The organism is Pseudomonas putida (assembly GCF_028682455.1).
Classification (GTDB): Bacteria; Pseudomonadota; Gammaproteobacteria; order Pseudomonadales; family Pseudomonadaceae; genus Aquipseudomonas; species Aquipseudomonas putida_AA.
On the sequence record NZ_JANHLD010000001.1, the window covers coordinates 912,860 to 939,799 of the forward strand.

General features: G+C 65.0%; 21 protein-coding genes. 14 read left to right on the forward strand and 7 right to left on the reverse strand.

Annotation, left to right across the window (positions count from 1 at the left end; all coding sequences use genetic code 11):
- Positions 1–10 precede the first annotated feature (10 nt).
- On the reverse strand, positions 11–3,061 hold the full coding sequence (gene fdnG, locus NPS58_RS04560) for a formate dehydrogenase-N subunit alpha (RefSeq protein ID WP_274113922.1): 3,051 nt from the start codon (positions 3,059–3,061) through the stop codon (positions 11–13).
- A gap of 471 nt (positions 3,062–3,532) precedes the next feature.
- Here fdnG and NPS58_RS04565 point away from each other — a divergent pair, with 471 nt between their 5' ends.
- From NPS58_RS04565 to NPS58_RS04610, 10 genes are read left to right on the forward strand one after another with little or no spacing between them, the layout of a single operon-like run.
- Positions 3,533–5,683: a TonB-dependent receptor family protein gene (locus NPS58_RS04565; RefSeq protein ID WP_274115357.1), complete on the forward strand. Its 2,151-nt coding sequence runs from the start codon at positions 3,533–3,535 to the stop codon at positions 5,681–5,683.
- A 44-nt stretch (positions 5,684–5,727) separates the two neighbouring features.
- Complete coding sequence (locus tag NPS58_RS04570; protein WP_274113925.1) at positions 5,728–7,434, forward strand: ABC transporter substrate-binding protein; 1,707 nt, start codon at positions 5,728–5,730, stop codon at positions 7,432–7,434.
- A complete protein-coding gene (locus tag NPS58_RS04575) occupies positions 7,431–8,363 on the forward strand; it encodes an ABC transporter permease (RefSeq protein ID WP_274113926.1) in 933 nt (310 codons plus the stop codon). The genes NPS58_RS04570 and NPS58_RS04575 overlap by 4 nt, the downstream gene beginning before the upstream one ends.
- A gap of 20 nt (positions 8,364–8,383) precedes the next feature.
- The gene (locus tag NPS58_RS04580) at positions 8,384–9,673 is read left to right on the forward strand and encodes an acyl-CoA dehydrogenase family protein (RefSeq protein ID WP_274113928.1); all 1,290 of its coding nucleotides are present in this window, start codon (positions 8,384–8,386) and stop codon (positions 9,671–9,673) included.
- Positions 9,674–9,695: 22 nt separating this feature from the next.
- Positions 9,696–11,039: an LLM class flavin-dependent oxidoreductase gene (locus NPS58_RS04585; RefSeq protein WP_274113930.1), complete on the forward strand. Its 1,344-nt coding sequence runs from the start codon at positions 9,696–9,698 to the stop codon at positions 11,037–11,039.
- A gap of 27 nt (positions 11,040–11,066) precedes the next feature.
- A complete protein-coding gene (locus tag NPS58_RS04590; protein ID WP_274113932.1) occupies positions 11,067–12,122 on the forward strand; it encodes an NADP(H)-dependent aldo-keto reductase in 1,056 nt (351 codons plus the stop codon).
- A 30-nt stretch (positions 12,123–12,152) separates the two neighbouring features.
- Positions 12,153–13,055, forward strand: a complete 903-nt coding sequence (locus NPS58_RS04595; RefSeq protein ID WP_274113934.1) for an ABC transporter permease — start codon at positions 12,153–12,155, stop codon at positions 13,053–13,055.
- Entirely contained in the window at positions 13,052–14,713 is a 1,662-nt protein-coding gene (locus tag NPS58_RS04600) for a dipeptide ABC transporter ATP-binding protein (protein WP_274113936.1), read from the forward strand. Before NPS58_RS04595 ends, NPS58_RS04600 begins: the two co-directional genes overlap by 4 nt.
- 26 nt (positions 14,714–14,739) lie before the next feature.
- Positions 14,740–15,942, forward strand: a complete 1,203-nt coding sequence (locus tag NPS58_RS04605) for an acyl-CoA dehydrogenase family protein (protein ID WP_274113938.1) — start codon at positions 14,740–14,742, stop codon at positions 15,940–15,942.
- Position 15,943: 1 nt separating this feature from the next.
- Positions 15,944–17,356 (forward strand): MFS transporter, encoded by a 1,413-nt coding sequence (locus tag NPS58_RS04610; protein ID WP_274113940.1) that lies wholly within the window; start codon positions 15,944–15,946, stop codon positions 17,354–17,356.
- A gap of 23 nt (positions 17,357–17,379) precedes the next feature.
- Here the strand turns inward: NPS58_RS04610 and NPS58_RS04615 are convergent, their stop codons facing one another.
- Both NPS58_RS04615 and NPS58_RS04620 read right to left on the reverse strand, forming a co-directional pair.
- Positions 17,380–18,480: a sigma-54 interaction domain-containing protein gene (locus NPS58_RS04615; protein ID WP_274113942.1), complete on the reverse strand. Its 1,101-nt coding sequence runs from the start codon at positions 18,478–18,480 to the stop codon at positions 17,380–17,382.
- Between the two features lie 10 nt (positions 18,481–18,490).
- Positions 18,491–19,666 carry an acyl-CoA dehydrogenase family protein gene (locus NPS58_RS04620; protein WP_274113944.1) on the reverse strand — a complete coding sequence of 392 codons (1,176 nt, stop codon included), beginning with the start codon at positions 19,664–19,666 and terminating at the stop codon, positions 18,491–18,493.
- A gap of 212 nt (positions 19,667–19,878) precedes the next feature.
- On the opposite strand from NPS58_RS04620, the gene NPS58_RS04625 reads away from it, so the two are divergent.
- Positions 19,879–20,094 (forward strand): TOBE domain-containing protein, encoded by a 216-nt coding sequence (locus tag NPS58_RS04625; protein WP_010227092.1) that lies wholly within the window; start codon positions 19,879–19,881, stop codon positions 20,092–20,094.
- Here the strand turns inward: NPS58_RS04625 and NPS58_RS04630 are convergent.
- The 3 genes from NPS58_RS04630 to NPS58_RS04640 form a co-directional block, all read right to left on the reverse strand.
- Positions 20,089–20,706 (reverse strand): helix-turn-helix transcriptional regulator, encoded by a 618-nt coding sequence (locus NPS58_RS04630; protein ID WP_274113946.1) that lies wholly within the window; start codon positions 20,704–20,706, stop codon positions 20,089–20,091. The genes NPS58_RS04625 and NPS58_RS04630 overlap by 6 nt on opposite strands.
- A 13-nt stretch (positions 20,707–20,719) precedes the next feature.
- Positions 20,720–21,352, reverse strand: a complete 633-nt coding sequence (locus tag NPS58_RS04635) for a hypothetical protein (protein WP_274113948.1) — start codon at positions 21,350–21,352, stop codon at positions 20,720–20,722.
- Positions 21,353–21,477: 125 nt separating this feature from the next.
- Complete coding sequence (locus NPS58_RS04640) at positions 21,478–22,899, reverse strand: purine-cytosine permease family protein (RefSeq protein WP_274113950.1); 1,422 nt, start codon at positions 22,897–22,899, stop codon at positions 21,478–21,480.
- Between the two features lie 172 nt (positions 22,900–23,071).
- Here NPS58_RS04640 and NPS58_RS04645 point away from each other — a divergent pair, with 172 nt between their 5' ends.
- The gene (locus tag NPS58_RS04645; protein WP_274113952.1) at positions 23,072–24,022 is read left to right on the forward strand and encodes a Dyp-type peroxidase; all 951 of its coding nucleotides are present in this window, start codon (positions 23,072–23,074) and stop codon (positions 24,020–24,022) included.
- A 15-nt stretch (positions 24,023–24,037) separates the two neighbouring features.
- Here the strand turns inward: NPS58_RS04645 and NPS58_RS04650 are convergent, their stop codons facing one another.
- Entirely contained in the window at positions 24,038–24,925 is an 888-nt protein-coding gene (locus tag NPS58_RS04650; RefSeq protein ID WP_274115358.1) for a LysR family transcriptional regulator, read from the reverse strand.
- Between the two features lie 230 nt (positions 24,926–25,155).
- Here NPS58_RS04650 and moaB point away from each other — a divergent pair, with 230 nt between their 5' ends.
- Positions 25,156–25,695: a molybdenum cofactor biosynthesis protein B gene (gene moaB, locus NPS58_RS04655; RefSeq protein ID WP_274113954.1), complete on the forward strand. Its 540-nt coding sequence runs from the start codon at positions 25,156–25,158 to the stop codon at positions 25,693–25,695.
- Positions 25,692–26,897: a gephyrin-like molybdotransferase Glp gene (gene glp / locus NPS58_RS04660; RefSeq protein WP_274113956.1), complete on the forward strand. Its 1,206-nt coding sequence runs from the start codon at positions 25,692–25,694 to the stop codon at positions 26,895–26,897. Before moaB ends, glp begins: the two co-directional genes overlap by 4 nt.
- Positions 26,898–26,940 lie beyond the last annotated feature (43 nt).

Below are 26,940 nucleotides of genomic sequence, written 5' to 3' on the forward strand. Positions count from 1 at the left end.
GGTTTCGCCCTCAGACCTTTTCAATGTTCACGAGAAACGCCTTGTACTCCGGCGTCTGGGTGTTCGAGTCGCCGATGCCCGGGGTCAGGGTGTTGGCCAAAAAGCCCTTGCGCGTGGCGCCCTCATAGCCCCAGTGGCACGGGATACCGATGGTGTCGACATCCTGGCCATCCACCGCCAGGCGGCGTATGCGCTTGGTGACCACGGCCTTGGCCTTGATGTAGCCGCGCTGGGTGGTCACCTTGACCGTGTCGCCCTGGACGATGCCTTTGTCGTGGGCGAGCTTTTCGCCGATCTCGATGAACTGCTCGGGCTGGACGATGGCGTTCAGGCGCGCGTGCTTGGTCCAGTGGCGGAACAGCTCGGTGATCGAATAGGTGGTGGCCACGTAGGGGAAGTCTTCGCGCTTGCCCATGCGCTTGCGGTCGCTTTCGTACAGCCGTGCAGTGGGGCTGTAGGTGACGTTCGGGTGCAAGGGGTTGTTCGCCAGCGGGCTTTCGGTCGGTTCGTAATGTTCAGGGAACGGGCCGTCGTTCAGGGCGCCGACCGAGAACAGCCGGCCGAGGCCTTCGGGCAGCATGATGAACGGATTGACCTTGCCACCTGGGGCGGCATTGATGGCGAAGTCGGGCACATCCACGCCGCTCCAGCGCTGGCCGTCCCAGCCGATCAGCTTGCGCTTGGGGTCCCACGGGTTGCCCTGGGGGTCGGCCGAGGCGCGGTTGTAGAGGATGCGTCGGTTCTGCGGCCAGGCCCAGGCCCAGCCGGGGGTGCAACCCAGGCCGCTGTCGGCGTTGTCGCGGCGAGCCATCTGGTTGCCCTGCTCGGTCCAGGAGCCGGCGAAGATCCAGTTGAAGCACTGGGTACTGCCGTCATCGCGCAGCTGCGAAAAATCACTGAGCAACTGGCCCTTGCGCAGGATCAGGTTGCCTTGCTCGTCGTGCAGGTCGGCCAGGGCGCGGCCGTTGGACTCCTTGGCCACTTCCTCGGGCTTGGGGTCGTACGGGTCGGCATAGTCCCAGGCCATGTTGAGGATCGGTGCCGGGTTGGCACCGCCTTCCTGCGCATACAGCTCGCGGATTTTCATGAACAGGTGACCGAGGATCTTGCCGTCGTGCCAGGCCTCGCCGGGCGGCGCGGCGCCTGCCCAATGCCACTGCAGCCAGCGCCCGGAGTTGACGATCGAGCCGTCTTCCTCGGCGAAGCAGGAGGAGGGCAGGCGGAACACTTCGGTCTGGATCGCGGCAGTGTCGACGTCGTGCTGCTCGCCGTGGTTCTGCCAGAAGCTCGATGTCTCGGTGGCCAGCGGGTCGATGATCACCAGGAACTTGAGCTTGGCCAGTGCCGCCTGGGCCTTGTTCTTGTCGGGGAAGGCCGCCACCGGGTTGAAGCCCTGGGCGATGTAGCCGTTGACCTTGCCTTCGAACATGCGGTTGCTGTAGTTGAGCACGTCGTAGCTGTCGTCCCACTTGGGCAACCAGTCGAAACCCCAGTCGTTTTCCCGGGTAGCCTTGTCGCCCCAGAGGCTCTTCATCAGGCTGATGAAGAACTTGGGCGTGTGCTTGTAGTAGTTGACCTGGTCTTCGAGCAGCGCCGTGGGCGTGGTCTGCTTGAGGTAGGTGGCCAACGTGGCCTGCTCGTCGGAGGGCAGGTTCATGTAGCCGGGCAGGCGCAGCGAGAGCAGGCCCAGGTCGGTGTAGCCCTGGATGTTGGAGTGACCGCGCAGGGCGTTCACCCCACCACCGGCCATACCGATGTTGCCCAGCAGCAGCTGGATCATGCCCGAGCCACGGATCATCTGTGCGCCGTTGGTGTGGTGGGTCCAGCCCAGGGCGTAGAGGAAGGTGGCGGTGCGGTCGGGTACGCAGGTGCTGGCCAGGATCGCGCAGATCTCGAGGAAGTCATCCTTGGGCGTGCCGCAGATGTTGCTGACCACCTCGGGGGTGTAGCGGCTGACGTGGGCCTTGAGCAGGTTCCACACGCAGCGCGGATGGCTCAGGGTCGGGTCGCGCCGGGCATGGCCCTGTTCATCCAGCTCGTAGGTCCAGGAGCTGCGGTCGTAGCTGCGCTTGCCGGCATCATAGCCGCTGAACAGACCATCGTCGAAGTGGTAGTCCTCGCGCACGATCAGGCTGGCGTTGGTGTAATGGCGCACGTACTCGTGCTGGACCTTGTCGTGGCTGATCAGGTAGTTGACCACGCCCATCAGGAAGGTCACGTCGGAGCCTGCGCGGATCGGCGAGTAGATATCGGCCACCGCGGCGCTGCGGTTGAAGCGCGGGTCGACGACGATGACCTTGGCGCCATTGCGGATCTTCGCCTCGATCACCCACTTGAAGCCCACCGGGTGCGCCTCGGCCGGGTTGCCACCCATGATCAGCACCACGTTGGCGTTCTTGATGTCGACCCAGTTGTTGGTCATCGCGCCACGGCCGAAGGTCGGCGCCAGGGCCGATACAGTCGGTGCGTGGCACACCCGGGCCTGGCTGTCGGTGCCCAGGATTCCCAGCGCGCGGGTGAAGCGCTGGTCCAGCGAACCGGTTTCACTGCTGGCCGCCGAGGAGCAGAGCATCCCGGTGCTCAACCAGCGGTTGACCGTGGTGCCCTTGGCGTTCTTTTCGATGAAGTTGGCGTCGCGGTCGTCCTTCATCAACCGGGCGATGCGCTCGATGGCGTGGTCCCAGCTGATGCGCTGCCACTTGTCCGAGCCCGGTGCGCGGTACTCGGGGTAGAGCAGGCGCTGTTCGCTGTGCACGTAGTCCACCAGGCCCGCGCCCTTGGGGCACAGCGAGCCACGGCTGACCGGGTGGTCCGGGTCGCCTTCGATGTGGAAAATGCGCGCCTTGGCGTTCTTGGCACCGTCGCCCAGGCTGTACATCAGAATCCCGCAACCCACCGAGCAATAGGTGCAGTTGTTGCGGGTTTCCTTGGCGCGCAACAGCTTGTACTGGCGCGACTGCGTGGCCTGGGCCATGCCGGGGGCAAAGCCCAGAGTGGCGCAGGTGGCGGTGGCGACACCGGCGGTGCAGAGCTTGAAGAACTGGCGTCTGCCGAGTCCCATAAGTATCTCCTTATTCTAGTGGCGGCCATTTTCTGGCGGCTGCACAAAGCCACGGGCATAGGCATGCCCGGCAACAAGGCGTCGCAAGCGCAGTTGGCTGGGGTGAGGTCACGATTGGTCGAGGGCCCTGTCTGGCGCAGGGCTCGGATGACGCGGATGCGCGGTAGTGTATTCCCTTACGGAATGTACGGGCTAATCAAGGGTGTCGATGATCCTATCGAGCGCATCTATCAAGGCTGTCTTTACCAAGGCTTTATCTATCGCTCGGCCAACTGTTCGCCAGGCAACAGCAGATCCACACATAGCCTGTATTTCGAACAATTGTTTAACCTCAAGTTGTGTCCCAAGTGCCCGTAAATCAAGGGTTTTAAAGGTTGGCACGGTCGCTGCAACAGCTACCTTCGAGATTGACTATACCAATAGAAACTCGCCTATTTTTTTAATCAGGTGGGGAGCAAGACCTTGAATTTCGTGCCTCGGGCAACATCCGCAATACGCACTCATTCGACCAAAGTAGTAGGGAGGGACTGGACACTGGCCGGCGTTGGCGCAGCACTGCTGACACTGGCTCCCTTGGCCGAGGCCCAGGACGGCGCAGCACCCGAACAACGCCTGCAGACCGTCACGGTCGAGGCCGCCAAAGTCACCCCGGTGGAGCAGGCGCAGGCACAGCTGGACGAGATCCCCGGCGGTACCAGCCTGGTCAGCCAGGCCGAGGTGGAGAAGGGCCGCTCGGCGACCCTGGAAGACACCCTGGCCTACCAGCCGGGCGTGTATGCCCAGGCTGCCGGTGGCAACGATGCGATCAAGATTTCCATCCGTGGCTCGGGCGCCAATACCTCGCCCGGTTATTTTCGCGAAGGCACCAAGTTCCTGTTCGACGGCCTGGCCCTGACCGGCGCCGGCGGCACGCCCTATGAGCTGCTCGACACCCAGGGCCTGAACTACACCGAAGTGCTGCGCGGGGCCAACGCATTCGAATTCGGCGCCTTGTCGCTGGGCGGGGCGATCAACTTCGTCACCCAGTCGGGGCTCACCGCGCCGGGCAACCGCATCAAGGTCGAAGGCGGCAGCTTCGGCTGGCAAAAGCAGACCCTGAGCACCGGCGGCGCGGCGGGCAATGGCGACTACTTCATCAGCGTCGACAATTCGCGTCGCGACGGGTACCAGGATTTCACTTTCACCAAGGCCAAGGGCGTGGTCACCAACTTCGGTTATCGCTTCAACCCGAAGCTCGAGACCCGCCTGTATATCCGTTACCGCGAGGAGTACCACGAGAACTCGGGCACCCTGACCCTGGCGCAGTTGAAAAAGAATTCCTCCCAGACCAACCCGGCCACCCAGGCCACCCGGGCCGACTCCACCAAGGAGGGCTCGACCTGGGTCGGCAGCAAGACCACCTACACCTTCGACGACGACTCGACCCTGGTCGCCGGCCTGGTCTATCACAATTACCCGCAGATTCTCAGCAAGAAGAGCACGGTCAACCCCAACTACTGGGACTGGCGCGACATCAACTACTCGCTCAACTACACCCGCAACGATGAGCTGCTGGGCCTGCCGAGCATCACCACCGCGGGCTGGACCAGCACCCAGCACATCCGCTCGGGGGTTCGCACCTACAGGGGCGACAAAGACCTCGGCGTGCTGCAAAAACAGGTCGAGTACGACGGCTCTTTCGACCACGTGTTCACCCTGGGCAACGACCTGGGCCTGACCGACAACCTGTACCTGTCCACCGGCGTCTCGGCCATCGAGGTCAAGCGCAATGTCGATGTGACCTTCAGCGACCGGCCCAACACCAGCAGCTTTCCCAGCCACTACCGCTACCAGGAATGGAAGCTGGCGCCGCGGGTAGGCCTGCGCTACTACCTGACCCCCGATGTGCAGGTGTTCGGCAACGTCAGCCGTTCGATCGACCCGCCCAGCTCCTGGTCGAGCTCGGGCTCCGGGGTCACCACCAACTTCGCCAAGACCCTGGTGCCGCAAAGCGCCAACACCGTGGAACTTGGCATTCGCGGTCGCTCGGAGATCTTCGACGGCAGCCTGACCCTGTACAAATCCTGGATCAAGGATGAACTGCTCAACGTCGAGATCATCCCGGCGACTACCACCTCGGCCTCTGTGGTCTCGACCGCCAACGCCAGCCCGACCATTCACCAGGGCGTCGAGGCGGGGCTGACCACCAAGCTGTGGCAACGGGCCAACGGCGATGTGCTGAGCTGGCGCCAGGCCTACACCCTCAACGACTTCCACTACCAGCACGACCCGTTGTTCAGCAAGAACGAGCTGCCCGGCCTGCCCAAGCACATCTACCAGGGCGAGCTGTTCTACCAGTACGCCAACGGCTTCTACGCAGGCGTCAACGTGCGCTCGGCCTCGCGCACGGCGGTGGACTACGCCAACAGTTTCTACGCGCCGTCCTACACCCTGTGGGGCGCACGCCTGGGCTACGACGCGCCGAACAACAAATGGCAGGTGTACCTGGACCTGAAGAACCTCACCGACAAGGACTACGCCACCGCCCTGTTGCCCACCTACGACGCCAGGGGCCAGGACACCGCGGCGCTGTATCCGGGCGACGGTTTCGGTGCCTACACCGGTATTGCCTACAACTTCTGAGCCAGGGGCAGGTGCCGTTCGCGCGTCACCTGCGGGAGAACCACATGAGTGTATTCACACGGCTGGGCGTGCTCGGCGCGCTGCTGGCCCTCACGGCCTGCGAGCCTGCGGGCGACGTGGGGCAGGGCGCTACCAGCGCGATCGATGGCAGCTTCAGCAACGGCACCCTGAGCTATGTCGCCCAGGACTATTACGAGGCTGTACCGGGCAGGCCCGGCGGCACTTTGCGGGTATCGACCGCCTCGGACACCACCACCCTGGATGTGCATTCGATTTCCCACGGCAATGTGCAGTGGCTGGGGCGCATCCTGTTCGATTGCCTGCTGTACCAGGACGAGCAGGGCAACATCTCGCCGTGGCTGGCCAAGGCCTGGAACATCTCCGCCGACGGCAAGACCTATACCTTTCACCTGCGCGATGACGTGACCTTCAGCGACGGCGAGAAATTCAACGCCCGCGCGCTGCAGGTCAACCTCGAGCACATGCGCGACCCGGCCACCAAGTCGCCCCTGGCGGCGGCCTACATCGCCCCCTATGTGGACGGGCGCATCGTCGATGAGTACACCTTCGAGGCGCACCTGCGCGAGCCGTACTCGCCGTTCCTCGATGTGCTGGCGCAGTCTTGGCTGAGCATGATTTCGCCACGCCAGATCCTTGAGGCACCGAAGAGCATCGCCGAGCATCCGATCGGCTCCGGGCCCTTCGTGCTGGAAAGCTACACCCGCGACCAGGGGGCAAGTTTCGTCAAGCGCAAGGGCTACAACTGGGCGCCGCCGGTGACCCGTCACCAGGGCGAGGCCTACCTGGATCGCCTGGAACTGAGCATCGTCCCCGAACCGATGATCCGCTTCAGCACCCTGGAGTCGGGCCAGTCGGACTTTACCGTCGATGCCCCGACCCAGAATGCCCGGGCCATTCGCGCCAACCCCGAGCTTGAACTGCGCAGCCGCATCCGCAAGGCCAATCCGTTTCGCAGCCTGACCTTCAACGTCGAGCGCTTTCCCTTCGAGGATGTCGCGGTGCGCCGGGCAGTGGCCAAGGCCATCGACCGCGACGGCCTGGCGTGGATCACAGGCTTTGGCGAATACATGGCCAAGGGCGATTTCCTGGCCGCCAACACCCGCTACTACGACCCGGCGTTCAAGGACGCACTGACCTACGACGTGACAGAGGCCAACCGCATCCTCGACCAGGCCGGCTGGCAGCAACGCGATGCCCAGGGCTATCGGGTCAAGAACGGCCAGCGCCTGGCCGCGCACCTGCTCACCTACGAGACCGCTGCCTACCCCAGCAGCATCGCCGTGGCCATTCAGTCGGACCTGAAAAAGATCGGCCTGGAGATCGACATCGACCTGCTGCCGCTGGCGCAAGTCACCCAGCGCCGCTACGCCAGCGATTTCCAACTGATCGGCGGCGGCTACTGGCATACCAACACCCCGGACGGGCTGTACATCCTCTACCACAGCCAGGCGATCAGCACGGCCAAGCTGATCGGCCAGAACGTCGGGCGGTTTCGCGACGACGAGCTGGACCGGGTACTCAGCGCGGCCCGGCGCACCACCGATCCGGTGGAACTTTCCGGGCTCTACCGCACCGCCCAGGAGCGCCTGGCGCAGACCATTCCCGCCGTGCCGGTGTTCGAAAGCCATGTGCTGCTGGCCTACCGCAAGGCGGTCAAGGGGGTGATTTTCGACACCTCGCACAACACCCCGTTCTTCACCAGCGTCTGGCTCGACCAGGAGGGCATATGAACACGCTGCAGCGTATTTTCTGGCGCCTTGCCGCCGGTATCGGTGTGCTCTGGGGTGCAGCGACCCTGACCTTCCTGGCCATCAACCTGAGTGCCGGCGACCCGGCGCTGGCGATTCTCGGCGGCCCCGAGGCGATGCCCAGCGCCGAGCTGATTGCCCAGGTGCGCGCCGAATATGGCCTGGACCAACCGCTGCTGGTGCAGTACGGCCAGTACCTGGGGCGCCTGGCCCAGGGCGACCTGGGTGAGTCGTACCGGCTGCGCATGCCGGTGCTGCAGGTCATCGGCGGGCAACTGGGCGCCACGGTGCAGCTGTCGCTGGCCGCTGCAGTGCTGTCGGTGCTGCTGGCGGTGGTGTGCGCGGTGCTCAGTGCCAACCGGCCACGCTGGGTGCGTTCCTTGGTGTCCGGCACGGAGCTGGTGCTGTCGTCGGCGCCGTCGTTCGTGATCGGCATCGTGCTGCTGTTGCTGTTCTCGTTCGGCTGGCACCTGTTGCCGCCGTCGGGCTCCAGCACTTGGCAGGCATTGATCCTGCCCAGCCTGGCGCTGGCCTTGCCGGTTGCCGCGGTGTTGACCCAGGTACTGCGCCAGGAGCTCGAGGACATCCTCGAACAACCCTTTATCGCCATGGCCCGGGCCCGTGGCATGTCCGAGACCGGCGTGCGCCTCAAGCACGCCTTGCGCCATGCCCTGGTGTCGCTGGTGACGCTGTCGGGCTTTGTCTTCGCAAGCCTGCTGGGCGGGGCGGTGATCATTGAATTGCTGTTTGCCCGCCAGGGCATCGGGAGGCTGATGCTCGACGCTGCCCTGGGCAAGGACATGCCGTTGCTGCTGGGCATCACCCTGCTGGCTGCGGCCATCTATGTGGTCGTCAACTTTCTCGTCGACCTGATCAACCACTGGGTCGACCCCCGTAGCACTCGGGTATGAACCCGTATCAAGGACCTACCATGACTGCCCATCAACTGCACACCCCGCAGGCCACCGCCAGCGCTGGCCTGGACTACCCGCAATTGCTGGCGCGCTTCGCGCCGCTGTTCGCCCGTATTGCCGAAGGCGCGATCGAGCGCGAACAACAGCGTGAACTGGCTCACCAGCCAGTGGCCTGGCTGCGTGAAGCCGGCTTTGGCGCGCTGCGTGTGCCTCGGGCCCTGGACGGCTCGCAGGTCAGCCTGCCGGTGCTGTTTCGCCTGCTGATCGACCTGGCCGAGGCAGACTCCAATCTGCCGCAGATCTTCCGGGCTCACTTCGGTTTTGTCGAAGGCCGACTCTCCAGCGACGACGGCGCATCGCGACAGTACTGGCTGGCCAAGGTGGCGGCGGGGCAGTTGTGGGGCGCGGCCATGGCCGAGCGCACCGACACCACCGGCAACTCGGTGCTGCTCAGCCCGGCCGACCCCCAGGCACCTGAAGCTGGCTGGTTGCTGGACGGCGAAAAGTACTACTGCACCGGCGCTATCTATGCCGACTGGCTGGCAGCGGTGGCCGTGGACGACAAGGACTTTGTCAGTGTGGTGGTCTCGACCAGGGCGCCCGGAGTGCGCCTTGAAGACGACTGGGACGGCTTCGGCCAGCGTCTGAGCGGCAGCGGCACCACCCGCTTCGACCAGGTGGCGGTGGCACCCGAGCAGGTGCTGCGCCGCTTCAAGCCCGGCGAATTGCGCGCCGAGTCGTATCTCTCGGCCTTCTACCAGCTGTTCCACCTGGCCACCCTGTCTGGCATCGCCCGCGCCGTGCAGCGCGATGCGTGCGCATTCGTGCAGGGCCGCACCCGCGCCTTCGGCATTCCGGGGCAGTCCAGCCCCAAGGACGACCCACTGGTGCAACGGGTGGTCGGACGCCTGTCGAGCCTGGCCTATGCCGCGCAGGCCGTGGTGCTGGACGTGGCCCAGGTGCTGCAGCAGGTCCATGAGGCCGAGCAGGGTGGCACGGTCACCGAGGCCGACTACGTGGAAGCCGACATTCGCACCTTCCAGGCCCAGCAGGTGGTGCTGGAGCAGGTGCTTGAAGCCACCACACTGCTGTTCGAGGTGGGCGGAGCCTCGGCCACCAGCCAGGCCCGACGCCTGGACCGCCACTGGCGCAACGCCCGCACCCTGGCTTCGCACAACCCGGCGATCTACCGCGAGCAGGCGCTGGGCAACTACTACCTCAACGGCATCAGCCCCGGTGCGGCCTGGCGGGTGTTGCACGCCGCGCAACAGGATGCCGGCGCGCGCGATGAAGCCAGTGCCGTTTGAACCCCCTTACCTTGGAGTTGCCATGAGCCAGTCCACCCCACAGATGAGCATCGGTATGAACATCCTTGGCTTCGGCGCCCACGCCGGGGCCTGGCGCAAGGCCGAGGTGGCCGCCGATGCCTACCTGGATGTCGAGTACTACCGCAACATCGCCCGCATCGCCGAACGCGGCAAGCTCGATGCGATCTTTCTCGCCGACGGCCCGGCGCTGGTCGGTGACATCGCCCAGCAGCCCGCCGGGCGCCTGGAGCCGACCGTGCTGCTCACCGCGGTGGCCCTCGCCACCCAGCACATCGGCGTGATCGCCACGGCATCGAGCAGCTACAACGACCCGTACAACCTGGCCCGGCGCTTCAGTTCGCTCGACCATATCAGCGGCGGTCGCGCGGCCTGGAACGTGGTCACCAACGCTGGCGATGCTGCCGCGCAGAATTTCGGCCTGGCCGGGGCGCCGCGGCATGTCGACCGCTACGCCCGGGCCGACGAGTTCATCGATGTGACGCTCAAGCTGTGGGACAGCTGGGAAGACGACGCGGTGATCGGCGATGCTCAAGGCGGTCGCTTTGCCGACCCGTCCAAGGTCCATGCCATCGACTTCGTCGGCGAGCACTTCTCGGTCAAGGGCCCGTTGAACCTGCCGCGCTCGCCGCAGGGGCGGCCGGTGCTGGTGCAGGCAGGCTCGTCCGAAGGCGGCAAGGCCCTGGGCTCGCGCTATGCCGATGCGATCTTCACCACCCAGACCACCCTGGTCGATGGCCTGGCGTTCTATCAGGAGATGAAGCAGCGCGCCCGCCAATGGGGGCGCAACCCCGAGCACCTGAAGATCATGCCGGGGCTGTCGACGGTGATCGGCAGCAGCGAGGCCGAGGCCCAGGCGCGGTTCGACGAGTTGAACGCCTACTACGGCGAAGAAGGGCTGATCAACCAGGTGGCGGCGCGGGTCGGGCTGGCGGTCAGCGAGCTGGAACTGGATGCACCCTTGCCGTGGGCGCGGATCGGCCCGGTCAACGCCTTCGAGCGCGGCTCCCACGGTTTTCTCGAGGCCCAGTTGAACCTGGCGCGTCGGGAGAACCTGACCATTCGCGAGCTGTCGCGGCGGATCCTGGTGGGGCACCGGCTGATTGTCGGCACCCCCGAGCAGGTGGCCGACACCCTGGAGCACTGGTTCCGTGCCGGCGCCGCCGACGGCTTCAACATCATGCCCGACATGTTTCCCTCCGGCGTCGAGGTGTTCGTCGACGAGGTGGTGCCGTTGCTGCAAAGGCGCGGCGTGTTTCGCCACGACTACCAGGGCAGCACCCTGCGTGAGCACCTGGGCCTGCCGTACCCGGCCAGCCAGTATCAACGGGCAGCCGCGGCTGTCTGATCCCACTTTTGCGCACACGGACTCACCATGATCAAACGCACACTAGGCAACAGCGATATCCAGGTCAGCCTTCTTGGGCTTGGCACCATGACCTGGGGCCACCAGAACAGCGAAAGCGACGCCCACCAGCAACTCGACGCGGCCCTGGATGCCGGCATCAACCTGATCGACACCGCCGAGATGTACCCCACGCCCACCCACGCCGAAACCTGGGGCAGCACCGAACGCTTCATCGGCAGCTGGTTGGCCAGAAGCGGGCGGCGCAGTGAGGTAGTGCTGGCCAGCAAGATCATCGGCCCGGCGCGCCAACCGGGGGCGGGGGCGCATATCCGCGAAGGACGCACCCGTCATGACCGGGCCAATATCGTCGCGGCCCTGGACGGTAGCCTCAAGCGCCTGCAAACCGATTACCTGGACCTCTACCAACTGCACTGGCCAGACCGCACCACCAATATTTTCGGCCAGCGTGAATACCCCTACGGCGCCGATGACGCCCAGGTCGTGAGCATCGGCGAAACCTTGCAGGTGCTGGCCGAGCAGGTGGCCGCAGGCAAGATTCGCCATATCGGTGTGTCCAACGAGACGCCCTGGGGCGTGGCCGAGTTCCTGCGCCAGGCCCGTGAGCAGAACCTGCCGCGCATCGTCAGCATCCAGAACCCCTACAGCCTGCTCAATCGCCTGTACGAGGGCGGCCTGTCGGAGTTCGGCGAGCGTGAAAACATCGGCCTGCTGGCCTACTCGCCACTGGCCTTCGGTGCCCTGACCGGCAAGTACCTCAACGGCGCCTTGCCCGAGGGGTCGCGGCTGTCGTCGGTGTATCGCACCTTCAATCGCTACGACAGCCCGGGCGCCCACCAGGCCATCGCCGCCTATGTGGCGCTGGCCGCCGAGCTGTCGCTGAGCCCGGCGCAGCTGGCCCTGGCCTTTGTCATCAACCAGCCCTTTGTCAGCAGCGCCCTGACCGGGCAGACCAGCCTTGCCCAGTTGGCCGACAACCTCGGCGCGCTCGACGTCAAGCTCGACCCGCAGGCGTTGGCGCGCATCGAGCAGATCCATCGCCGGGTGCCCAACCCGGCCCCTTGAACCGCAACCCTTTGCACGTGGAGGTGCCCGATGGCGCCGATCAATTCAACTGCCGCGGTGTTGCCGAGCGCCGGGCCGATCCTGGCCCAGGCGCGCTTCGGCGCCCGGCGCCGGAGCCTGCAACAACTGGCCGTGCGCCCGGGGCTGGTGCTGGCTGCACTGTTCGTCGCGCTGCTGGTGGCGGCGGCCCTGGCCCCTGGCTGGCTGGTGTCGGCCGACCCGCTGGAGGCCAGCGCGCGCCAGGCGTTCCAGGCACCGGGCAGCCTGCACTGGCTGGGTACCGACGAAAACGGCCGCGACATTCTTGCGCGGCTGGTATACGCGGTGCGCCCCTCGCTGGTACTGGGCCTGAGCGCCACCGCCCTGGGCCTGTTGCTGGGGACCGTGCTGGGGCTGGCCGCGGGGCTGGGGCCGCGTTGGCTGGATGGCGCGGTGATGCGCCTGGTGGATGTGCTGCTGGCGTTCCCCGACCTGCTGCTGGCCCTGGTGATCATCACCTTTTTCGGCCAGGGCGCAGTCAACACCATCATCGCCGTGGGCATCGCCAGCGTGCCGCGCTATGCCCGCCTGGTGCGCGCGCAAACCCTGGTGGTGCGCGGTGCCGGTTACGTCGAGGCGGCCACCACCCTGGGCCTGGCACGTCGCCAGGTGATCTGGCGGCATGTGCTGCCCAACGCCATCAAGCCGATCCTGATCCTGGCCACCATCGGCATCGGCAGCACCATCGTCGCCGGTGCTGCCTTGAGCTTTCTTGGCTTTGGCGCGCCGCCTCCCGAGCCCGAGTGGGGCGGCATGCTCGCCATCGGCCGCAATTATCTCGCCAACGCCTGGTGGCTGGCGGCCTGGCCGGCGCTGGCGATCACCCTCACGGTGGTTTCGATCACCGCCATCGGCCGCGAACTGCTGCGCCGCAACGAAGGTAAACGTCTATGAACGCTCGCATTCAACCGCCGGAGCCGCTGATTGATGTGCGCGACCTGCAGGTGCGTTTTGCCCACGGTGCACCGGTGCTCAAGGGCATCAGCTTCAGCTTGCAGGCCGGCGAATGCCTGGCGCTGGTAGGCGAGTCGGGCTCGGGCAAGAGCGTCACCTCGCGCACCCTGGCCGGGTTGACCGGTGCCCATGCCCAGGTCCAGGCCAGTCGCCTGGCCTTCGCCGGTCTCGATCTGCGCCAGTTCAACGAACGTGCCTGGCGCCAGGTGCGCGGCGCGCAGATCGGTTTTGTCATGCAGGATGCCCTGGGCTCGCTCGACCCGTTGCGCCCGGTGGGCAAGGAAATCGAAGAGCCCCTGCAACTGCACAGTGCCTTGAACCGCGAGCAGCGCCAGGCACGGGTGCTGGAACTGCTGCGCCTGGTGGGCGTGCCGTCGCCCCAGTTGCGCGCACGCCAATACCCCTGGCAGTTGTCGGGCGGGCTGCGCCAGCGGGCGCTGATCGCCTCGGCCATTGCCTGCAATCCGCGCCTGCTGATCGCCGACGAGCCAACCACTGCGCTGGATGCCACGGTGCAGGCCCAGGTGCTGGACCTGCTTGAATCGCTGCGCGGCGACAGCACCGCCATGCTGATCGTCAGCCATGACCTGGCGGTGGTTTCGCGCCTGGCCAATCGGGTGGCGGTGATGCACAACGGGGTGATCGTCGAGCAGGGCAGTGTCGAGGCGGTGCTGCAGGATCCGCAGCACCCATATACCCAGTACCTGCTCAAGGCCGGAGCTGCCGTGCATTTTCGCCGGCCGCAAGTGCCGGCGCTGGCGGCGGTTGCCCAGGCCCCGGTCGAAACCGCCACGCCGCTGTTGCAGGTGCAGGGCCTGAGCAAGGCCTTCAAGGGCCCGGACGGGCAACTGCGCACGGTGGTCGACGGGGTGTCGCTGCAACTGCACAAGGGCCGAACCCTGGGCATCGTCGGTGAGTCGGGCTCGGGCAAGACCACCCTGACCCGAATGATCCTCGGCCTGGAAACCCCCGATGGCGGCGACATCCAGATCAAGGGCCGGTCCTGGTTGAGCCTGGCGGATGCTGAAAAACGCCAGTTGCGCCGCAGTATCCAGGTGGTGTTCCAGGACCCGCTGAGCTCCTTCGATCCACGCTACACCGTGCAGCGCGTGCTGTTCGAGGCCCTGGAAGTGGCCGGCCATCTGCGCGCCAGCTGGCGCGCCCGGGCCCTGGAGCTGCTGGAGCTGGTGCGCCTGGAGGCAGGCCTGCTCGAGCGTCGGCCGATCGAGCTGTCCGGTGGCCAGCGCCAACGCATCGCCATTGCCCGCGCCCTGGCGGCGCAGCCGCAGATTCTGGTGTGCGACGAGCCGGTTTCGGCCCTGGATGTGTCGGTGCAGGCGCAAATCCTCGAACTGCTCGACGACCTCAAGCAACGCCTGGGCCTGGCGTGCCTGTTCATCTCTCACGACCTGGGGGTGATCAACCATGTCAGTGACCAGGTGCTGGTGATGAAAGACGGCGTGGCGGTGGAATCCGGCCCGGTGCGCGATGTCTTCGATCGTCCGCAGCACCCCTATACCCGCGCCTTGCTCGATGCCATCCCGCACCTGGAAAGCGGCCGGCGCACCAGCTTCGAATTTCTCCGCCTGGCGATCTGATTCGCCCGATTCTACAAGGATGCTTTATGCCTGGTTTATCTGCAGTACCCCAACGCCGTCACCTGGACGAGCTCAAGGGCAATACCGAAAACCTGCTGGCGCTGATTGGCGCAGGCGCCGCGCAACGTGAACGCGAGCGCCAGTTGCCTTATGAAGCGGTGCGCCTGATCGCCGAGGCCGGGCTCTACACCTGCCGCATCCCGAAGGCGCATGGCGGACCGGGCGCAAGCGTCAGCGATGTGATCGGCCTGCTGCTGCGCATCGCCTCAGTGGACTCCAACGTCGCCCAGGCGCTGCGCCCCGGCTTCGGCTTTGTCGAAGGCTTGCTGGCCTCCCGCGCCGAGGGCGCCGAGGCCGAGCGCCAGCGCTGGTTCGCCCGCTACCTGGACGGCGCGGTGCTGGGCAATGCCGGTTGGGAGGTGGGCGGGGTCAATGGCGCGATCACTGCGCGCATCGTGCGCGATGGCGAGCACTACCGCGCCAGCGGCAGCAAGTACTACAGCACGGGCTCGCTGTACGCCGACTGGATCAGTGCCGTGGCCCTGGATGAGGACGATCAGCCGGTATCGTTCGTGCTGCCCCGTGACCGCCAGGGCCTTGAACTGCTGGATGACTTCGACGCCATGGGCCAGCGCCTGACGGCCAGCGGCACCACCCGGCTCAACGATGTGCGGGTGTATGCCGACGAAATCCGCACGCGCACCGTGGAGGAGGGCAAGCGCACCATCGTCACGCCGTTCCTGCAGTTGTTCCTGGCCACGGTGCAGGCCGGGATCGCCCGCAATGCCCTGGACGATGCCACCCGCTTTGCCCGCGAGCACGCCCGGCCGATCAAGCACAGCAGCGCCACGCGTTCGGTGGATGACCCCTACGTGCAACAGAGCGTTGGCGACATCGCTGCCCGCGCCTTCGCCGCCGAAGCGGTGGTGCTGCGCGCGGCAGGCGCCATCGACCGGGCCTGGGCTGCCGACCTCGATCCGGCGCTGGTCGACCAGGCCGCCATCGACGTCGCCCAGGCGCAGTACATCGCCGCCGAGTCGGCGCTCAAGGCCGGTGAGCTGCTGTTCGATGTCGGCGGGGCCTCGACCACTGGGCGTGGCCACAACCTCGACCGTCACTGGCGCAATGCCCGCACCGTCGCCAACCACAACCCGCGTCACTGGAAGGCGGCGGCGGTGGGCGCCTGGCACCTGACCGACACGCCACCGCCGACCTCGGGGTTGTTCTGACTTGGGCGCGCTACAGGCGCCGCCCCTGCTACCCGTCGCCAGCACCTCGCGGCGGGTGCCGGTCATCATCGGCTGCGCGCTGTTGATGGAGCTGATCGACGCCACGGTGGTGATGACCGCCTTGCCGCAGATGGGCGTTGAGTTCGGCGTACCCAGCGTACGGATGAACCTGGTGGTATCGCTATACATGCTCGCCGCCGCCCTGGCGGTGCCGGTCAGCGGCTGGGCGGCCGACCGCTTCGGGCCACGGCGCTTGTTCGTGTTGGCGATGGTGCTGTTCACCCTGTCTTCGCTGGCGTGCGCGATGGCCGGCTCGTTGTTGCAACTGTGCCTGGCGCGCCTTTGCCAGGGGGCCGCGGGAGCAATGATGGTGCCGGTGGGAATGATGATCCTGCTGCGTTGGTCGCCGCGGGAAGATCTGCTGCGCAACATGTCGTACCTGACCATCCCCCCGTTGATCGGGCCGATGCTCGGGCCACCGCTAGGCGGCCTGATGGTCACGCTGCTGTCGTGGCAGTGGATCTTTCTGATCAACCTGCCTATCGGCGTGTTGGGTGTCTGGCTGGTGTTGCGGCATATCCCGGATTATCCGGGGGCGAGCGAGCGGCCGCTGGATGGACGCGGGCTGGCGCTCAGCAGCGTTGCCCTGGGGGCGCTGGTGTTTGGCTTCGAGGCCCTGGGCCATGGGTTGCTGGCACGCCCGTGGGTGCTGGTGCTGCTGGCGGTTGGGGTGTTGGCGGCGCTGTTGTATGTACGCCACGCCCGGCGATGCGCGCAGCCCTTGCTGGATTTTTCGCCGCTGCGGGTGCGCAGTTTTGCCTTGAGTTTCTGGGGCGGGAACCTGTTTCGATTGGGGACTGCGGCGCAGCCGTTCTTGATGGTGTTGCTGTTTCAGCTGTGTTTTGGCTTGAGCCCGTTGCAGGCGGGGTTGTTGACCTTCACCGGCGGGGTGGGCGCGTTCGTGGTGAAGCTGCTGGCAGTGCGGATCGTGCGACGCCTGGGGTTTCGGCGGACCTTGAGCCTGAACGCATTGATGACTGGGTTGAGCCTGCTGGCCTGTGCCCGCTTCGACCTGGACACGCCTTATTGGCTGGTGGTGATGGTGCTGTTTGGCAGTGGACTGATTCGTTCGTTGCAGTTCAGTGCCATGGGCGGATTGACCTATGCCGATGTGCCGGCGCACTTGCACAGCAGGGCCAGCAGCCTGTCGGCGGCCACGGTGCAGTTGACCATGAGCCTGTCGGTGGGGATAGCCGCCTCACTGCTGGGTGCGTTGATGAGCTTCAAGGGTGAACAGCAGGTGGGGGTGGCGGATATCGCCACGGTGATTGGCGGGTGTGCGTTGGTATGCATGGCGTCGGCGCTGGTGTTTCGACGCCTGGCACCCGAGGCGGGACGGGATGTCTACCTGTAGGAGCGGCTTGCCCCGCGATCAGCTCATATCGACAGGTTCAACACCCGCTCTCCCTGGACACTCCCGGCAGGTTTTCGCCGGTTCACCGCCAGCTCGCCAATCTTGATCAATCGGCTACGGGTGATGTTGCGGCTGAGCCCCAGGAGTTGGGCGGTGTGGACCTGGTTGTAGTGGCTGAAGCGGTAGGCCGCACGCAGCAGCGCATCGTCGACTTTCTCGTGCAAGGCCCCCGGCGCTTGCTCGAAAAGCTTCTGGAAGGCGCGCTCGAGCAACCCTTCGGCCGAGTCGTCGCCGTCGCTGCTGTCGTCGGGCCGTTCGATGCGCAGGTTCGACAGGCGCAGGTCTTGCTGGCGGATCACGCCGTCGCGGCAGATCAACAGGGTGTGGTGGATCACGTTCTCCAGTTCGCGGATGTTGCCCGGCCAGCCATAGCTGCGCAGCCTGGCTTCGGCCTCGCTGCTCAGGCTCACCGCGCCGTAGCCCAGGCGCTGGCTGTAGGACTGGATGAAGTGGCGCACCAGCGGCAGGATGTCGCCGGGCCGCTCGCGCAGGGGCACCAGTTCCAGGCTGACGACGTCCAGGCGGTAGTACAGGTCTTCGCGAAAATGCCCGGCGTTGATGGCTTTCTCGAGTTGTACGTTGGTGGCCGCCAACACCCGGACGTCGATGGGAATGCTTTTGCGCGACCCCAGGCGCACCACTTCGCGCTCCTGCAGAACCCGCAGCAGCTTGACCTGGATGGCCATGGGCAGGTCGCCGATTTCATCGAGGAACAGGGTGCCGCCGTTGGCTTCCTCGAACCATCCAGCCTTGGCAGCCAGGGCGCCGGTAAAGGCGCCTTTTTCATGGCCGAACAGTTCGGCCTCTACCAGCGACTCGGAGAACGCACCGCAGTTGACCGCGACAAAGGGCTTGTCGCGTCGGCCACTGAGGTTGTGGATGTGGCGGGCCACCAGTTCTTTGCCGGTACCGGTCTCGCCGATGATCAGCACACTGGCTTCACTGGGGGCGACCTGTTGCAGGTGCGCGAGCAGCGCCCGGGACTTGGGGTCCTCGAACACTTGCGCCGTGGCGCGGATCGAGGTGGCCAGGGCCGGTGAGGGCGGGAGGGTCAACAATTGCATGGCGGTCACACTATGAGTAGAAGGTCGGAGTCGGCAGTTGCCCGTTCAGGGCCCATTCGCCGAGTTCGTGCAGCTTGTAGTCCAGCGGGTCGTGCAGGCTCTGGGTACGCAGGTTGCGCCAGTGGCGGTCGAGGCCCACCGAGGACTGGGTGGCACGGGCACCGGTGACTTCGAAGACCTTGCTGCAAATCTCCAGGCCATCGCGGCTGGCGGCGACCTTTGCCGTGGCGATGGTGACCGCCAGGCGTCCGCGTTGCTCGGCGGTGAGCGCCGAGCCTTTGGCCCAGGCGTCGTCCAGCGCGGCGCTGGCCTGCTGGACCAGGCCCCGCGCCCCTTGCAGGCGTACCCAGAAGTCACCGAAGCGGTTGAGCACATATGGGTCCTGGTGCACCTGATCGACAGGCGATTTGAACCAGCGCCGCGATTCGTTCAGGGCGTAGTGGCGCGCTTCTTCGAAGGCGCCCTCGGCAATGCCGAGAAAGACATGGGCGAAATGCAATTGGGCAATCAACGGTCGCAGGCAGGCAAAGGGCGTGCTCAGGGGGCCGGGGTCGAGCAGCAGGTCGCTTTCCTCCACCCGCACCCGCTCGAAGGTGGCACTGCCGCTGTCGGTCTGGCGCTGGCCCATGTTGTGCCAGTCGTTATGCAGGGTGATGCCACTGCGGCCGCTGGGGATGGCAGCGATCAGCAGCTTGCCGCCGGCGCCTTCATCCACGGCTGAGGCGATCAGCATCTGTGAGTCGCTGGCGCCGGAGCAGAAGCTCTTCTTGCCGGAAAACTCGCGGTAACTGCCGTGGTCCTTGACCACGGTGCGGGTGTCCAGCGGGTTCAGGGCATTGCCCCAGAACCAGTGCTTGCGCGCGGTCAGTTCGAACCAGGGCTGCCACTGCGCCGGGGTGGCGAACAGGCGCACGGTGGCGAGCATCAGGTGATGAAAACCGAAGACGTGGGCCAGCGAGCTGTCGACCCGGGCAAATTCGCGGACCACCTCGAAGGTCTGCGTCCAGCTACCGCCCAGGCCGCCGAACTCGCGGGGAATGCTCAGGGCCAGCAGGCCGCTGCGACGTATGGCATCGCGCTCGACCTTAGGCGTGCCGCCCTGGCGATCACGCTCGACGACGGTGCGGGCAAATTCGCTGGCCAGTGCCCGGGCCGTCTGCAATGGGGTTGAGGGGGCGATATGCAAGGTGCGCTCACTGAGGGGCTTTGAGAGATGTAGTGATGCTAAATGATCTAAAAAACTGAAAATAAATAACTTGTAGATCTTTAGATATGTCGTTTTTGATATTTCTAAAAAATCTAATCAAGTAAGTATTTATTCTTTTTAATTTTAATCGCCGCAGCGCACTCTTCACCTCAAGCACTGCGCGGCAGTGCATCCAGAACGAGGAAGCAGGCATGACCATCAAGGCGATCAACGTACGCAATCAGTTCAAGGGCACGGTAAAGGAGATCATTGAAGGGCCGGTGGTTTCAGAGATCGACGTGCAGACCTCCGCCGGTATCGTCACCTCGGTGATCACCACCCGCTCGGTGCACGAGCTGGAGTTGCGGGTGGGCAGCGAAGTGATTGCCTTCGTCAAATCCACCGAGGTGTCGATCGCCAAGCTATGAGGCGTCGCGCGCCAGTTGAAAGCGACACACTTGTCCGCCACGCAGCATGCACTCCAGGTGCTGCACCTGCCCGCCGCCCAGGCGACCGATCAGCGCCAGGTCGAGCTCACAGATTTCCGGGTGAGCCTCGGCCAGCTGATGGAACACACAGTTATGGGCGACGATCTGCGCAGGGCCCCCCGAGCGGAAAAACACTTCGGCTTCGTAGCCGACCTCCTTCATGTGCGCGGCGATCTGCGCTTCGTCGAGACGGGTTGCGCTCAGGTCCCGGGCCATTTTCTCGCCCAGGCTGCGCATCAGGCTGACCAGTGCCTCATGGCCGATCAGGCTGGCGACCTCGCCAATCAGCAGGTTGGCCAGCAGGTGGTAGTGGCGCGGGAACAACTCCTGGCCCTGGCGGCTGAGGCGGTACAACTGCTCGGGGCGCCGACCGGTGGCGCGCAGGTCGCCGCGCACCACCAGGTCGTCACGTTCCAGCGCCCAGAGGTGCTGGCGCACCGCCGTGCGGGTTACCGCCAGCTGGTTGGCCAGTTCTTCGATGCTCATGCCCCCGGGCTTGTACAGCAGGGCCGAGAGCAGATCCTGTTGGGTACGTCCCAAGCCTTCGAACATCGACCGACCTCGTTTAGAACTTGTCCGGGAACTGTTTGACCAAGGCCGCCGCCAGGGCATCGGCCAGGCCCAGGATATGCTCGCGCATGTGTTTCCAGGTGGCCGCTTCTGCCTTGTAGTCCTTTTTGCCGAATTCGTCGATCTGGGCGATATGGTGCCCGCCATGGGCGGCGAGCAGGGTGTTGAGCGTCGACTCCGGCAGGTTGGGGTTGGCGGTTGCGAGGAAATTGGCCAGGGCCTTGGCATTGCTGGACAGCTCGGCCACGGCGGCCTGTTTGCCGCTGGCCGACTGGCTGACGCTGGCATCGCTGTAGTGCTTGACCGCTCCCCAGTGTCCACCGAGCAGTTTCAACAGCTGGTCGGCGGCAGGCTGGCCGTAGAGCGGGGCGATGCTGTTGGCGATGGCCGTGGCATTGTTGACCACTTCCTGGCTTGCGACCTCGGCTTGCGGGCGATCACCGGCCTGGTTGGCCAGGGCGTAATTGCGTATCCAGAAAATATGCTCAACCCACAGGTCACGCAGGGCCAGTCGGGTGGTCAGGGCGGCCGAGTCGGCCGTAGGCGGGGTGGGTTGTGCGGCGGGGCTCAGGGCGGGGAGTGTGCACAAGGCTGCAAGCAGCAGCACGAGAGGCAGTCTGATCTTCATGGCAGTACCCTCGAGGGGTGAAGTGGCCTACAAGATCAATTACAGCATAAAAATATGTCGCTATTGGCTGGGGTGCCGAACGGTAGCTGCCCACCGCCAGGGCGGTGGGCAGCGCAGGGCTCAGCTCAAGAGCGAACGGCGTCCGGGAGGATCATCCGTGCCGGTGCCTGGGCGGCCTTGCCGCGGGCCACCAGGTAGTACAGCACGCTCGGCACGACCAGGCCAATGATCCACGACACATCGACGCCGCCCAGGTACGCGACCATCGGACCGGTGTAGAGTTTGGTGGCAATGAACGGCATCTGCACCAGTACACCGATGGTGTAGACGATGATGCCCGGCATGTTCCAGCGTCCGTAGCGGCCCTTGGGGTCGGCCAGAGCCGGTACGTCGTAGCGCTCCTTGGTGATGAAGTAGTAGTCCACCAGGTTGACCGCGCTCCAGGGCACGAAGAAGGTCAGCAGGAACAGGATGAACGACTTGAACGCGGTGAGGAACGAGTGCTGGCCGAGCAGCGCCACCACGGTCGAGGCACCGACAATGGCGAGCACGAAGAACAGCCGTTGGCGGCGAGTGACGTCCATGTGTCCGCGAAAGCCGCTGATGATGGTAGCGATGCACATGAAGCTGCCGTAGGAGTTGAGGGTGGAGATGGTCACCTTGCCAAAAGCGATGCTGAAGTACAGCAGCGCGGCGGTGGCACCAGTACCGCCCAGGCCTACGATGTAGGCCACTTCACGACCGGAGAACTGGCCGTTGGCGATGGCGGCGGCAAACACTCCGAGGATCATCGACGCCTGGGCGCCGACGACCGAGCCGAGGCCGGCGGCAAGGAAGGTCTTGAACGATGAGGTGCTGCTGGGCAGGTAGCGCGAGTAGTCGGCCACGTAAGGCCCGAAGGCGATCTGCCAGGACGCCGACAGCGACACCGCGAGCAGGAACGAAGCCCAGGTGAAGTGGCGGTTTTCCAGCAACTGGCTGATGTCGGCGATGGCCATGATGCGGCTGAACAGGTAGACGAAGGCGATGATCCCCAGCACGCTGGCGATGCGGCCGATCCAGTGGATCACCCGGTAGCCCAGCACCGTGGCCAGGACGATGACTGCGGCAAAGATCAGGATCCCGGTGCTGTCGCTGACGCTCAGCAACTGGCCGATGGCCTGGCCCGAGAGCACCGTGCCGGTGGCGGTGAAGCCCAGGTACATCAGGCACACCAGGGCGATCGGAATGGCCGCGCCATACACGCCGAATTGCACCCGGCTGGAAATCATCTGCGGCAAACCCAGCTTGGGCCCTTGGGCAGCGTGCAGGGCCATGACCGCGCCGCCGGCCAGTTGGCCGATCAGCAAGCCGATCAACGACCAGAACACATCGCCGCCCAGCACCACGGCCAAGGCCCCGGTGACGATGGCAGTGATCTGCAGGTTGGCACCCAGCCACAGGGTGAATTGGCTGTACAGGCGTCCGTGCCGTTCGTTTTCCGGGATGTAGTCGATCGAGCGACGCTCGATCAAGGGCTTGCTGCGCGAAGCGCTGGCCTGGGACATTGCTGTGGATCTCCGCATATTGTTGTTGTCGAGCGGTCGTATCACCGGCCGGACGCAGGGGCGGTGATGGCTACAGATATGAGCATGTATATACAATTACGGTCAAGCAATTGTGTCGAAAGATTGCAGCTCTGCTAGGCTGCAGCTTTTCAGCTCGACAGGGTCTACCGCCATGCCTGATTCAACGCCCGAACCCCAAGCCGTGTGCAGCCCGATCACCCGCAGCGCCATCTACCTCGTGGTCACCCTGAACCCTGGCGACGAGGCGGCCGAGCGGGTCCGTGGCTGGTGCGCCGATATCGCCGGGCTTACCCGATCGGTGGGCAAGCGCTCGCAAGGTGGCAACCTGTCGTGCGTCTGTGGCTTTTCTGCCAACGGTTGGGACCGTCTGTTCGGCCAGGTGCGCCCGGCAAGCCTGCACGGCTTTCGCGAGTTCGGCCCGCCAGAGCGCCGCGCCCTGGCTACCCCGGGTGACTTGTTGCTGCACATTCGCGCCGAGCACATGGACCTGTGCTTCGAGCTGGCCACCCAGTTGATGCAGGGCTTGGGCGATGCGGTCACGGTGGTCGATGAGGTGCAGGGCTTTCGTTACTTCGACATGCGCAGCATCATCGGTTTCGTCGATGGCACCGAGAACCCCGAGGGGCGCAAGGCCGAGGCCTTCACCCTGATCGGCGATGAAGACCCGGCGTACAGGGCGGGCAGTTACGTGCTGGTGCAGAAGTACCTGCACAACATGACGGCGTGGAATGCGTTGTCGGTCGAAGCCCAGGAGCGGGTCATCGGGCGCACCAAGCTGTCGGACATCGAGCTTGACGAATCGGTGAAGCCGAGCTGCTCGCACAGTGCGTTGACGACCATCACCGACAGCAACGGGCAGGAGCTGAAAATCCTGCGCGACAACATGCCCTTCGGCCGGCCCGGCGCCGGTGAGTTCGGTACCTATTTCATTGGCTACGCCCGCTCGCCGGCGCCTATCGAGCGGATGCTGGAGAACATGTTCGTCGGCAACCCCGAAGGCAACTATGACCGCCTGCTGGACTTCAGCACGGCGGTCACCGGAGGGCTGTTCTTCGTGCCGTCAGCCGATCTGCTCGAGGAACTGGCCGAGCGCACACCGTGACCGGTGCCCACGCTGTTACGGCGCGTCGAGCATCGCCTTGACCTCGGCGAAGCATTTTTCCGCCAGGGCCGAGCGCGGTTCGGTACGGCGCAGCAACAGGCCGATCGGCGCATGCACGCTGGCGCTGGCAATCGGCACGATGCGAATGTGTTCGCTCAAGTCGTCCAGCCCGCAGTTGAGCGGCATGATGGCGCAGCAGATGCCTGTGCAGATCGCCTGGATCAACTGGTAGGTGGAATCACTCTCCAGCACAGGCTTGGGGTACAGGCCACGGCTGCGAAAGCTCAGGTCTACCGACTGGCGATAGTGCATGCCCTTGGAAAGCATCCCCAGGGGCAGATCGCTGATCAGGTCCCAGGGCAGCTCGGGCTGCTCGAACTGGTAGTGGCGCGTGTCGTACAGCAGGCCCATGCTGGTGGAACCCAGTTCGATCACCTCGAAGTAGGCGGTGTTGATCTGGTCCAGGTAGCAGATACCCAGGTCAAGCTGGTTGCGGCTCAAGCCATCGATGACCTGCTCCGAGCTCAACGACGAGAGCTGGAACTGCAGCTCTGGGTAGCGCTGGGCCAGCGGGGTGAGAAAGCTCATGGGGTTGATGCTCGACAGCGGCACCATGCCCAGGCGCAGATTGCCGACGATTTGCCCGCGGCAGCTGGCGGCTTCGGCCTGCAGGCCATCGTAGGCGGCCAGTAGGGTCCGGGCCCAGGCGAGGATGCGCTCGCCGGCCTCGGTAAAGCCTTCAAAGCGCTGGCCGCGGGTAACCAGCACCAGGTCCAGCTCGTCCTCCAGGTTGCGCAGGCGCATCGACAGGGTGGGCTGGGTGACGTGGCACAGGGCGGCAGCCTGGCCGAAGTGGCGGGTCTGGTCCAAGGCGATGAGAAACTTGAGTTGTTTGATGTCCATGGCACGGCCCGGCAGTTGATTTGAAGCGATCATCCAGTGTCACCGATGGCAGTAATATCCGTCCAATGAGAAATCGTGAACGGCCGATAGGTGAGGTCGATCAAGGCCGGACCAGAGCGGTGCGCGGCCAATAGACGTGGTCGATGGGGTGTTGGGAACTGTCGATTGGACGGCCTTGGCGTTTGACACTAGTTTGCCCGGGAACAATGAACCTTGAAGAGCCTGACGACATGAGTGTGAAACTGGACGCGGTCTTCGTGCCGCTCAACATTGCCGTGCTGACGGTCAGTGATACACGCACCTTCGAAACCGATACATCCGGGGAACTGCTGGCCACCCGGGCGGTGGAAATGGGCCATCGCCTGGTGGCCCGTGCCCTGGTCAAGGACGATATCTACAAGATCCGCGCCCAGGTGGCGACCTGGATCGCCGATGAGCAGGTGCAAGTGGTGCTGGTCACCGGTGGCACCGGCTTTACTGCCCGCGACAGCACGCCCGAGGCGGTCGCCTGTTTGCTCGACAAGCACATTGAGGGCTTTGGCGAATTGTTCCGCGCCCTGTCGATCCTCGATATCGGTACCTCGACAGTGCAGACCCGCGCCCTCGCGGGCCTGGCCAACGGCACGCTGGTATGTTGCGTGCCGGGCTCCACCGGCGCCTGTCGCACCGCCTGGGAAGGGATCCTTGCCGAGCAGCTCGACGCCCGTCACCGGCCTTGCAACTTTGTCGCCCACCTCAAGCCCGGACTGCTGTGCGAGTCGCGCCAATGAATAAACCAGCGCTTGTTGCGGTTGACGATGCGCTGAGCCAGCTGATGGCGCTGGCCGGGCGCGCGCTCCTCGACTCCGTCGAGACGCTGCGCCTGGCCGACGCCGAGGGTCGCGTGCTGGCCTGTGACGTGTTGGCGATTGTCGATGCACCGGCGTGGTCGAACAGCGCCATGGATGGCTACGCCTTCAACCTGGTCGAGGCCATTGGGTTTGCGTTGCCCGTTTCCCAGACCATTTTTGCCGGCCAGGCGGGTGAGCCGCTGGCACCTGGCACCTGTGCACGGATTTTCACCGGGGCGCCGGTTCCCCAAGGTGCCAATTGCGTGCAGATGCAGGAAAACTGCACGGTGCTGGAGGACGGCAGGATTGCCGTGCACGGTACGCTGCGCGAAGGCGCCAACATTCGCCTGCAGGGCAGTGAGACCGGCGTCGGTCAGTTGCTGCTGGGCAAAGGAACGGTGTTGAGTCCGGTGGCCCTCGGGGTACTGGCTTGCCAGGGTATCTACCGGATCTCGGTGGTGCGCAGGCTCAAGGTCGCCTTGCTGTCCACGGGCAACGAGTTGGTGGGCGAGGGCGAGGTGCCGGCCCCCGGACAGATCCACGACAGCAACCGTGTGGTGTTGCAGACGTTATTGCAGCGCATGGGCTGCGAGGTCATCGACCTGGGCAAGGTCAAAGACGAACCGGCGCTGATACGTGCAGCCCTCGAGCGGGCCGACAGCGCCGACCTGATCATCAGCAGTGGCGGAGTGTCGGTTGGAGATGCCGATTGCATCGGCGCACTGCTGCGAGAGTCGGGTGAAGTGCTGATGTGGAAGATGGCGATCAAGCCTGGCAAGCCCTTCACCTTCGCTCATTTCAACGGCGTGCCGTTCATTGGCTTGCCGGGTAATCCGGGGTCGTCGCTGGTGACCTTCCTGATCTTGGCCCGGCCTTACATTCTGCGCCGGATGGGACGTACCCAGGTTGAACCGATGCGCTTGCCGGTGGCTTGTGGGTTCGACTGGCCCAAGCCGGGAACACGTCAGGAGTACTTGCGGGTCAGTCTTGAACAGGGGCGTGCGGTATTGCAGCCCAACCAGAGCTCGGGAACCTTGCTCAGCGCCACCTGGGCCGATGGTCTGCTGGAGGTACCGGTGGGCGTCACCTTCAAGGCGGGCGATTGGCTGGACTTCATTCCGTTTGCCAGTCTGATGGAGTGATACCGTCTTGCCCCGCGAGGGGCCGGTACAGCCTGCACTTTCG

Excerpts from the sequence above, each read along its gene's own strand:
- fdnG (WP_274113922.1), bottom strand. The coding sequence starts at position 3,061 with ATGGGACTCGGCAGACGCCAGTTCTTCAAGCTCTGCACCGCCGGTGTC.
- NPS58_RS04650 (WP_274115358.1), bottom strand. The coding sequence starts at position 24,925 with ATGGACATCAAACAACTCAAGTTTCTCATCGCCTTGGACCAGACCCGC.
- NPS58_RS04635 (WP_274113948.1), bottom strand. The coding sequence starts at position 21,352 with ATGAAGATCAGACTGCCTCTCGTGCTGCTGCTTGCAGCCTTGTGCACA.
- NPS58_RS04590 (WP_274113932.1), top strand. The coding sequence starts at position 11,067 with ATGATCAAACGCACACTAGGCAACAGCGATATCCAGGTCAGCCTTCTT.
- NPS58_RS04580 (WP_274113928.1), top strand. The coding sequence starts at position 8,384 with ATGACTGCCCATCAACTGCACACCCCGCAGGCCACCGCCAGCGCTGGC.
- moaB (WP_274113954.1), top strand. The coding sequence starts at position 25,156 with ATGAGTGTGAAACTGGACGCGGTCTTCGTGCCGCTCAACATTGCCGTG.
- NPS58_RS04630 (WP_274113946.1), bottom strand. The coding sequence starts at position 20,706 with ATGTTCGAAGGCTTGGGACGTACCCAACAGGATCTGCTCTCGGCCCTG.
- NPS58_RS04595 (WP_274113934.1), top strand. The coding sequence starts at position 12,153 with ATGGCGCCGATCAATTCAACTGCCGCGGTGTTGCCGAGCGCCGGGCCG.
- NPS58_RS04600 (WP_274113936.1), top strand. The coding sequence starts at position 13,052 with ATGAACGCTCGCATTCAACCGCCGGAGCCGCTGATTGATGTGCGCGAC.
- NPS58_RS04625 (WP_010227092.1), top strand. The coding sequence starts at position 19,879 with ATGACCATCAAGGCGATCAACGTACGCAATCAGTTCAAGGGCACGGTA.
- NPS58_RS04570 (WP_274113925.1), top strand. The coding sequence starts at position 5,728 with ATGAGTGTATTCACACGGCTGGGCGTGCTCGGCGCGCTGCTGGCCCTC.
- NPS58_RS04575 (WP_274113926.1), top strand. The coding sequence starts at position 7,431 with ATGAACACGCTGCAGCGTATTTTCTGGCGCCTTGCCGCCGGTATCGGT.
- NPS58_RS04605 (WP_274113938.1), top strand. The coding sequence starts at position 14,740 with ATGCCTGGTTTATCTGCAGTACCCCAACGCCGTCACCTGGACGAGCTC.
- NPS58_RS04640 (WP_274113950.1), bottom strand. The coding sequence starts at position 22,899 with ATGTCCCAGGCCAGCGCTTCGCGCAGCAAGCCCTTGATCGAGCGTCGC.
- NPS58_RS04645 (WP_274113952.1), top strand. The coding sequence starts at position 23,072 with ATGCCTGATTCAACGCCCGAACCCCAAGCCGTGTGCAGCCCGATCACC.
- glp (WP_274113956.1), top strand. The coding sequence starts at position 25,692 with ATGAATAAACCAGCGCTTGTTGCGGTTGACGATGCGCTGAGCCAGCTG.
- NPS58_RS04615 (WP_274113942.1), bottom strand. The coding sequence starts at position 18,480 with ATGCAATTGTTGACCCTCCCGCCCTCACCGGCCCTGGCCACCTCGATC.
- NPS58_RS04585 (WP_274113930.1), top strand. The coding sequence starts at position 9,696 with ATGAGCCAGTCCACCCCACAGATGAGCATCGGTATGAACATCCTTGGC.